General features: G+C 41.7%; 7 protein-coding genes and 1 pseudogene. All 8 read left to right on the top strand.

Annotated elements, in window-relative coordinates; genetic code table 11:
* Nucleotides 1-178 precede the first annotated feature (178 nt).
* The 8 genes and pseudogenes from RWZ99_RS02070 (at nucleotide 179) to RWZ99_RS02035 (ending at nucleotide 9160) form a co-directional block, all read left to right on the top strand.
* A complete protein-coding gene (locus tag RWZ99_RS02070; protein WP_314676055.1) occupies nucleotides 179-1414 on the top strand; it encodes an ammonium transporter in 1236 nt (411 codons plus the stop codon).
* Between the two features lie 10 nt (nucleotides 1415-1424).
* On the top strand, nucleotides 1425-1766 hold the full coding sequence (locus tag RWZ99_RS02065) for a P-II family nitrogen regulator (RefSeq protein ID WP_314676054.1): 342 nt from the start codon (nucleotides 1425-1427) through the stop codon (nucleotides 1764-1766).
* A 97-nt stretch (nucleotides 1767-1863) separates the two neighbouring features.
* On the top strand, nucleotides 1864-2520 hold the full coding sequence (locus tag RWZ99_RS02060; protein WP_314676053.1) for a glycoside hydrolase family 73 protein: 657 nt from the start codon (nucleotides 1864-1866) through the stop codon (nucleotides 2518-2520).
* 16 nt (nucleotides 2521-2536) lie between these two features.
* Entirely contained in the window at nucleotides 2537-3358 is an 822-nt protein-coding gene (locus tag RWZ99_RS02055; protein WP_314676052.1) for a Cof-type HAD-IIB family hydrolase, read from the top strand.
* A 404-nt stretch (nucleotides 3359-3762) separates the two neighbouring features.
* Nucleotides 3763-4812, top strand: coding sequence for an SH3 domain-containing protein (locus RWZ99_RS02050; protein ID WP_314676051.1), 1050 nt, complete (start codon nucleotides 3763-3765; stop codon nucleotides 4810-4812).
* A 134-nt stretch (nucleotides 4813-4946) separates the two neighbouring features.
* On the top strand, nucleotides 4947-6578 hold the full coding sequence (locus RWZ99_RS02045; protein WP_314676050.1) for a Na/Pi cotransporter family protein: 1632 nt from the start codon (nucleotides 4947-4949) through the stop codon (nucleotides 6576-6578).
* Between the two features lie 84 nt (nucleotides 6579-6662).
* Nucleotides 6663-7811: an N-acetylglucosamine-6-phosphate deacetylase gene (nagA, locus tag RWZ99_RS02040; protein WP_314676049.1), complete on the top strand. Its 1149-nt coding sequence runs from the start codon at nucleotides 6663-6665 to the stop codon at nucleotides 7809-7811.
* A 106-nt stretch (nucleotides 7812-7917) separates the two neighbouring features.
* Nucleotides 7918-9160, top strand: a pseudogene (locus RWZ99_RS02035) (hypothetical protein).
* Nucleotides 9161-9367 lie beyond the last annotated feature (207 nt).

Here is a 9367-nt window from a genome sequence, read left to right as displayed (position 1 = left end):
AATAGACAAGAGCTTTATAACCTTTTTCATGGGGTTTAAGAGGCTCTTTTTTTTGCAGCGACATAAGATGTTAGAAAAGAAAGAATTATCAAAAAATTCCATAAATAAGCTTGTGAACTATTTGTTTTTGTGTTATATTATCTAACATAAAATAATTCCTTTGGATTGGAGTGGTTTCATGGATACAGGTAGCAGTGCCTTTATATTGATATGTTCAGCCATGGTGTGCTTGATGACACCAGCTTTGGCCTTCTTCTATGGTGGCCTTGGGCGTCGAAAAAATGTCATTAATACCATGATGATGTCTGTTCTTCCCCTAGCAATTGCTTCCCTCTTGTGGGTTGTTGCTGGTTATTCACTTTCTTTTGGTGGTCAGGGTTATTTCTTTGGGAATATTAGTCATCTCTTTTTACATGGAGTCTCTGAAACGACTTCAAGTCGTGGTCTAGCCATTCCTGATCTCTTATTTGCGGCTTTTCAGATGATGTTTTCCATTATCTGTGTGGCGATTTTGACAGGTTCAGTAGTAGGGCGTATGCGCTTTACCCCTTTAGCTATTTTCGTGGTCTTTTGGTTACTTCTGGTCTATTATCCTTTTGCACATATGGTATGGGGAGATGGTATTCTTGCCAAGTGGGGGACGATTGACTTTGCGGGTGGTGATGTGGTTCACATTACTTCTGGTGTTTCGGCCTTGGTTTTGGCAATTGTTGTTGGAAAACGTCGTGACTATGGGATTTTAGAGCACCGTCCTCATAATGTTCCTTTTGTTTTGCTGGGAGCGGGTCTCCTCTGGTTTGGTTGGTTTGGTTTTAATGCAGGCTCTGCCCTAGCGGCCAATGGCCTAGCAGTTCATGCTCTTGTGACTACGCATATTTCTGCAGCAGCCGCCATGTTTTCATGGCTAGCTCTTGAAAAATATGTGACTGGTCACCCATCTTTGGTCGGTGGTTCGACTGGTTTAGTAGCCGGACTTGTTGCCATCACACCTGGAGCTGGTTTCGTTTCCATCTGGAGTGCCATTCTAATTGGAGCTATGGTTAGTCCAGTCTGTTTCTATGCCATCTCTGTCTTGAAAAAACGCTTTGCCTATGATGATGCTTTGGATGCTTTTGGTTGTCACGGTGTCGGAGGAATCTTTGGTGGTTTGGTTACAGCTGTTTTTACAACACCAAATCTAGCCCTAGATAAGGCTAATTTTGGACTTATCTATGGAAATGCTCGTTTGTTTTTAGTGACAGTTTTGGCCATTATTTTCACAGCTACGTGGTCGGGGCTGGTAACCTATGGTATCATAAAAGTGATTGCACGTTATATGCCTTTACGTGTCAGTGACCGTGATGAGGCAATTGGTCTAGATGACTGTGAACACAAGGAAACAGCCTATCCAACCTTTATGGGTTTGGATTCGTAGGAGGATACTGATGAAAAAAATAGAAGCGATTATTCGTTCGGATAAATTGGAAGATTTGAAAAATGCCTTGACTGGTAGTGGTTTGGCTAAGGGGATGACTGTGAGTCAGGTCTTGGGTTATGGAACTCAACGTGGCTTTGCGGAGTTCGTTCGTGGGCAACGCATTGTTCCTACCTTATTGGCTAAGGTTAAGGTGGAAATAGTAGTCAAGGACCTGGCAGTTGATGAGGTTGTTGATGCTATCCGTAGTGCTGTGGCGACTGGTGAAGTCGGTGATGGGAAGATTTTTATTGTTCCTATTGATGATGTCATTCGTATTCGTACTGGCGAACGGGGCGGAGACGCTATTTAATTTCATATTGAAGCAGGGCTTAAACCAGTTGGTTTGGGTCTTTTTTAGTGAATTTTGATATACTTAGAGGAGTTAGTATTATTGAGGAGGTGACCGATTGGCGAAAGGAAAAAAGAAAACTAAGTCGAAAGCTAGACCTAAGAAAACTAAAAAGAAAAAGAAGTCTTTCTTGCTTTTTCCTAAATTTTTCCAAAAGTGGAGTCTGATTTTTATTGGCCTATTTGCCTTATTGGGACTCCTAGCTAGTTTAAATTTTCCAAGGTTGACTATGGAAAAGAATATGACATCTACAGATGAGACGACAGTTGCTTTTATTGCTGAGATTGGTGAGACGTCACGCTATTTGGCAGCTAGAAATGATCTTTATGCATCTGTCATGATAGCTCAGGCCATTCTAGAATCGGACTCTGGACAGTCACAATTAAGTCAAAAGCCATCCTACAATTTCTTTGGAATTAAAGGAGAGTATAATGGTCAAAGTGTAACGCTACCGACCTGGGAGGATGATGGTAAGGGGAATCCCTACTATATTGATGCGGCCTTTCGTTCCTATGGTTCTGTGGAAAATTCTTTACAGGACTATGTGGACTTCCTTGAGGGGAGCTACTATGTAGGAGTGCACCGTTCTAAGACAAAGAGTTACAAAGATGCCACAGCAGCTTTAACTGGGGTTTACGCTACGGACACAACCTATGGGGATAAATTGAACAGCATCATCGAACAATACCAGTTAACTATTTATGATACTTTTTAGGGTCAAAGGAGAATAAATGAATAAGAACCAAGTGAGACTCATTGCAATTGATATGGACGGGACACTCTTAAATAGCCAAAAAGAGATTCCTAAAGAGAATATCAAGGCTATTCAAGAGGCGGCTGCAGCAGGTATTAAAATCGTACTCTGTACAGGTCGCCCACGTTCAGGCATTGTTCCCCATTTTGAAAAATTGGGTCTTAGTGAAGAAGAGTACATTATCATGAACAATGGTTGTTCAACTTATGAAACTAAAAATTGGACCTTACTTCAATCTGAAAGTTTATCTCGCCCTGAAATGGAAGAACTCTTACAGGCCCGTGAAAACTTCCCAGAGGTGGCTCTAACCTTTACTGGTGAAAAAACTTACTATGTTGTGGGCGATGAGGTACCTGAGCTAGTAGCTTATGATGCTGGGACTGTTTTCACAGAAGCTAAAGCTAGGAGCTTGGAAGAAATTTTTGAGGAAGGGCAAGTGATTTTCCAAGCCATGTATATGGCTGATTCTGAACCTTTGGATGTCTTCCAAAATGCTGTGCAAGATAGACTTGATCAGAGCTATAGCACAGTTCGTAGTCAAGACTATATCTTTGAAATCATGCCGCAGGGGGCAACTAAGGCTAGCGGTCTTAAAAATTTAGCGGAAAAGCTTGACATTGACCCGGATCAAATCATGGCTTTGGGCGATGCTGCCAATGACCTTGAAATGCTTCAGTTCGTAGTTCAAAGCGTTGCCATGGGAAATGCCAGTGAGGCTATCAAAGATTTGTGTAAATATGTGACCTTGACAAATGACCAGGCAGGTGTAGCCCACGCCATTCGTACCTGGGCTCTATAAGAAAAGACCTTTAGCTTCTATATCTGCTAAAGGTTTTTCTATCTCTTATGGTAGCGCTGAAGGTGATTAGAGTCATGGCTGTAGAGGAAGCCTTGATTCCAGTCATAGACTAGTCGTGTGATAAATGAGACTAAGAATGGTCAAGATAGTTTTGGTCATTCTATACAAAAAGCTAGATTGTTATGAAAATGTTTCTCGTTTTTTATCTCTTATGTCACAAGAGTACAAAATATTTTCATCTATTTTTTAGGATTTACAGATTAGATTTGTTAGCGTTTACATTAGGAAATGGTATAATAATATTGAAGAAAATTCACTAAAAAGTAGAGAAGTATACCTAGATTAATCTGAATAGCTAGCCTTTTCTTTGCTTTTTGAAACAGACTAGAAATGAGGAAATGATTATGAAAAACAAATTTTCCCGAGCAATCGTACTTTCCATGGTTACCCTTTCCTCAATGGCCTTACTGACAGCCTGTTCCAGCCACAAGGAATCGAGGTCAGTGGATAAGACGGCCAAGAGTAGCCAGGTAAGCTCACCTAGTAAGAGCAAGTCATCAAGTAAGTCAAGTACCAAGGTAAAGGAGTCTTCGGGTTCGAAGGCTGAATCTTCAAGCACACAAGGTAGTAAAAAGGCTTCAGCTCCAAGTTCAAGTAGTGGTCAGGCTCAGTCATCGTCTTCAAGCAGTTCTTCAGTTGCATCAAGTAGTCAGTCCCAAGCTCCTAAATCTTCAAACGGAAGCCAGTCTTCAGCTAGTCAGTCTCAAGCTCCTAAAACCTCAAGTGATAACAAAGCTTCAAGTAGTCAATCAAGCAGTCAGGCTAAGACAGACACGCAAGTGGCGACTGTGGATATGGATGTGAGTGCGGTTGCGCGCGGTCAGTTTGACAGTATTGCTGGGACTTGGAAGTCTAGTGATGGTAGTAGATTGGTTTTTAATAACACAAGCTTAGTAGGAGATATTACGCCCCAAGGTCAAGCAACTAGTCATAATTATGTGCACCCTAAAGATGGTTATCAGGAGGGTTCAGGCAAGTATGAAGCCATTCTTTCAAGAGATAGAGGTGATACTGTTGGCAATGTTGGGGATATTAGCTTTGTCTCTAAAAAGGCAGCTATTTCAGGACCAACTTATGAGCAAGATACCATCCAAGTAACAACTAATGGTAGCACAAAGGTCTACTTTAAAGAGTCAAATGATGTTACGTTACCGAAAGATGTAACTGTTACTGATAACCAAGTACCTATTGATAGTGGTTTAGCAGAGTCTGGTAGCTATAAACTAACGCAACGCTCAGCAGTCAAAAACATTCCTAGTAATACTGCCCCAGTTGAATTTTACTTAGAAGCAGGAGACACGATTTATTTTGATATGAAAGTTACTCAAGATAGTCATAGCTGGATTTCTTACATCAGCTATAGTGGTGTTCGACGTTATGTTCAAGTGGATTAATGAGATATCTAGAAAGGTCAGATCTTCTTCTGATCTTTCTATTATTTTGGGGAAAGGTCTTGTTTATTCCTTAATAAATAGATACAATAGGAGAGTCGGTTTTTCCGAAAATCTTAAATAATGAGGATAAAAATGTGTCAGTAAATTGGCAAGATATTGCGTTTTCTTTCCTCGGTGGTTTGGGACTTTTCCTATTTAGTATTAAGTACATGGGTGATGGTCTTCAACAAGCGGCCGGAGATAAACTACGCTTTTACATCGATAAGTACACCAGTAACCCATTTTTAGGGGTTCTGATTGGTATTGTCATGACGGCCTTGATTCAGTCGAGTTCAGGGGTAACCGTTATTGTCGTAGGTCTGGTTTCGGCAGGGCTTTTGAGTCTTCGTCAAGCTATTGGAATTGTCATGGGGGCGAATATCGGGACAACCGTAACCTCCTTCATGATTGGTTTCAAGCTTGGGGACTATGCCCTTCCAGTGATTTTCATTGGAGCGGCGCTTCTCTTCTTTACGAGTAATAAGAAGCTCAATAACCTAGGACGTATCTTGTTTGGTGTTGGGGGGATTTTCTTTGCCCTTAACCTTATGGGAGATGCGGTAGAACCTTTGAAGTCAGTTACAGCTTTTAAAGATTACCTGGCAACTTTAGGTGACCGTCCAATCATGGGTGTTATCATTGGTGCTGGATTGACCATGTTGATTCAATCATCGGCAGCTACCATTGGTATTCTTCAGAGTCTTTACTCAGGTGGTCTGCTCGACTTACAAGGTGCTCTTCCAATCCTCTTTGGGGATAATATCGGTACGACTATTACAGCAGTTCTTGCGGCTCTTGGTTCTAACATTGCAGCTAAACGTGTGGCAGGAGCTCACGTCCTGTTCAACGTTATTGGAACAATCCTGTGTTTGATTCTCTTGGTGCCATTTACAGCACTGATTCAATGGTTTAAGTCTGTGCTTGGTTTGACACCAGAGATGACAATCGCCTTTGCCCATGGTACCTTCAATATTGCAAACACTATCGTGCAATTCCCATTCATTGGGCTTCTTGCTTATCTTGTTACTAAGATTATTCCTGGTGAGGATGAAGTTAACAAGTACGAAGCGCTTTACTTGGATCGTTTGCTTATCACACAAGCACCAGCCATTGCCCTTGGTAATGCTAAGAAAGAGTTGGTTCACTTAGCATCATATGCCATTCAATCTTTGGAGGCTTCATACGCTTTCTTTGATAAGGGTGATGAGAAATACTTTGACAAGGTAGAGAAGTATGAAACAGCTGTTAACAGTATTGATGAAGAGTTGACAACTTACTTGATTGACATCTCTAACGAGTCACTTAGTGTTTCTGAAAACGAAGTTTTGGCAAGTGTTTTAGATTCTGTTCGTGACTTGGAGCGTATTGGTGATTTGGCAGTTGCAAGTGCCAACCTTTCACAACATATTCATAATAAGGGAATTGAATTCTCTGAGACTGCTAAGGCTGAGCTTGGGGATGTTTATAACCGTACGCACCGTATTGTTCTTGATAGTATTCGTGTTGTTGTGGATGATGACAAGGTGCTTGCAGGTCAAGTTATCCTTCGTCAAGAGGAGTTGGAAAAACTTGAGAAACAATTGCGTAAAATACATACCAAACGTCTTAACAATGGTGAGTGTACAGCGCAAGCTGGTATCAACTATGTTGATTACCTCTCACATTACACACGTATCGCAGACCATGCGATTAACCTTGTTGAAAAGGTTACAGAAGGTGTTATTTAAGATAAAAAGTCGAGAAATTTTCTCGGCTTTTTTGATATAATGAAAGCGAATTAAGAATATAGAAAAATGATGAGAGGTGATCTTATGACCTGTTATATTTCAGCCAAACGTTTTTATTTTGAACATAAAATCAAGGAAGGTGGCTACCTAGCGGTTGAGGATAGCCGTTTTGGTGACTGGACGGAAAATGTACCAGAAGGTGCAGAGGTGCTAGATTACAGTGATTATCAGATTGCTCCTGGCCTTGTGGATACCCACATTCATGGATTTGCGGGATACGATGTTATGGATAATTCTGAGGAAAGTCTTCTAGGCATGAGTCAGGCCTTGCTTTCAGCAGGTGTGACCTCTTTCTTACCGACAGCATTGACAGCGCCATTTGAAGAGCTAAAAGCTATCTGTCAGACAACAGCAGAGACGGCTGGTAAGGAGACTGGTGCCAAAATCCAAGGCCTCTTCTTTGAAGGACCTTATTTCACTGAAACCTATAAGGGGGCGCAAAATCCTAAATACATGGGCAATCCAAGTATCGAACAGTTGGAAGCATGGCAAGAGGCGGCTCAAGGAAAATTAATCAAGCTGGCCTTGGCTCCTGAACGTGAGGGTGTCGTTGAATTTATCAAAGAAGCGACTGGGCAAGGTGTGACAATCGCTCTAGGCCATTCCAATGCTACTTACGAGGAAGCTGTAGCGGCTGTGGAAGCTGGGGCATCCGTTTGGGTTCACGTCTACAACGGTATGCGTGGGTTTACACATCGTGAGCCTGGAATGGTTGGAGCGGCCTTTGATAGTCCTGAGACAATTGGTGAACTGATTGCGGATGGTCATCACGTGGTTCCTGCAGCTTGTAAGGTCCTCATCAAGCAAAAAACGCCTCAAGGAGTTGCCCTAATTACAGACTGTATGTCAGCGGGAGGCTGTCCTGATGGTGACTATATGTTAGGTGAGCTTCCTGTTATTGTGGAAAATGGTACCGCTCGCCTTAAGGAAGGTGGTAACCTAGCTGGCTCTATCCTACAACTCAAAGACGGTGTTAAACATGTGGTTGATTGGGGGCTCGCGACGGTTGCTCAAGCCTTACAAATGGCAACTAGTATTCCTGCTAAATCGGTTGGGCTAGAAAATATATGTGGTAGCCTTAAAGCTGGTCTTCCAGCCGATTTCATCGTTTTAGATGATTCCTTGGAGTTACAAGCGACTTATATTGATGGACGTAAAGGTTGGGAGAAGTAATAGTATAAGCAGTACTTTCTTATTTAAGTACTGTTTTTTCGTTTTTTACAGAATTGTAACAGTACAGGTTTAGAATGGAAATACTTTTTATTTTACAGGAGGTAATATGTCAAAACGTATTTGGAGCATTGCCCTGGCCTATGTCGGTGTGATGATTGGTGCAAGGGTATCTTCAGGACAGGACCTCTTACAGTATTTTGTTAGTTTTGGAGCCTGGGGACTGATAGGTGTCATAGTTCTAGGAATCTTGCATGTTGGCTTTGGGCGACTCATGATTGCTTTGGGAAGTTATTACCGTTCTGATGACCATTCAGTCGTTCTGGCTGAGATTAGCCATCCCGTTATTTATCGTATTATGGACATTGCTCTGATTATCACCTGCTTTCTTTTTGGCTTTGTTATGGCAGCAGGTGCAGGGGCTAACCTAAACCAACAGTTCGGCTTTCCGATTTGGGTAGGTGCCTTCCTGTGTACAGCTCTGACTATCTTTGTGAGTTTCCTAGATTTCAAAAAGATCATCGGAGTTATCGGAGTTTTTACCCCTATGATTTTGGTTATGATTGCTCTTATTTTTATGACCAATGTTTTAGGGCGTCACTGGGATTTTACAGAGATGGATAAGGTGTCGCAAACCATTCAATCACCTTTCCCAAGTATCTGGCTGTCTGTAGTCAATTATTTTGCTGTTTGTGTCATGTCGGCCATAGCGATGGCATTTGTGATGGGGGGCTCTATTCTCAAAATCAATGAAGCTGAAAAGAGCGGTGCCTGGGGTGGCTTCATGGTTGGTGTGATTTTTTTCATCACGACCTTGATTCTCTTTGCTAACAGTGATAAAATTGCGAGCTCGGATGTTCCTATGTTGGCTATTGCTAAGGAAGTGAACCCTATCTTTGCGACGCTCTACGCCTTAGTGATTTTTGGTTTGATTTTCAATACCGTCTTTAGTCTTTACTATGCCCTTGGGAAACGCTTCTCAGCGGGTAGTGATAAACGATTTAAGTTCTTTGTGTCTGCCTTTGCCCTGACTGGTTTTGCTATATCTTTCATGGGTTTCCGTCAACTGGTGGCAGTCATGTATCCCCTTATTGGTTATCTTGGATTACTGATGCTGGTTGTCTTGGTCGTCGCAAGTTATCGTAAAAAAAGCAAAGATTCGTAAGGAAAAGGAAATCCGAAATCATCTTTTAGCTATTGTCGAGAAAGCTTATGATCCTGATCAAGATTTAACACCTAAGGATAAGGAAAAAGCAAAACAACTTCGAGAAGCTTCAATTATTGATAATGACATTCTCCATGAAGATTCCCATGCACATGTTAGTCAGGAAATGGGGATTGATGAGAAGTAGAATTAGAATTCTATTTTACAAGTTTATCTATTTCTGCTATAATACTGACAAGAAAGAAGGGCTTATGGCGTTTTTCTAGCGAGCTTGGGATAGTGAAAGCCAAGTAGAGCAAAGTAAGCAAGTGGCGCTTTCTCTCAGCAAAGAGCTGAGTACAAACAGATAAAATGAAGTAATAAATTAGGGTGGAACCGCGTTTCTGACGCCCCT

The sequence above is a fragment of the uncultured Streptococcus sp. genome (assembly GCF_963545685.1).
Lineage (GTDB): Bacteria > Bacillota > Bacilli > Lactobacillales > Streptococcaceae > Streptococcus.
This window is presented reverse-complemented; position numbering and strand designations above follow the sequence as displayed.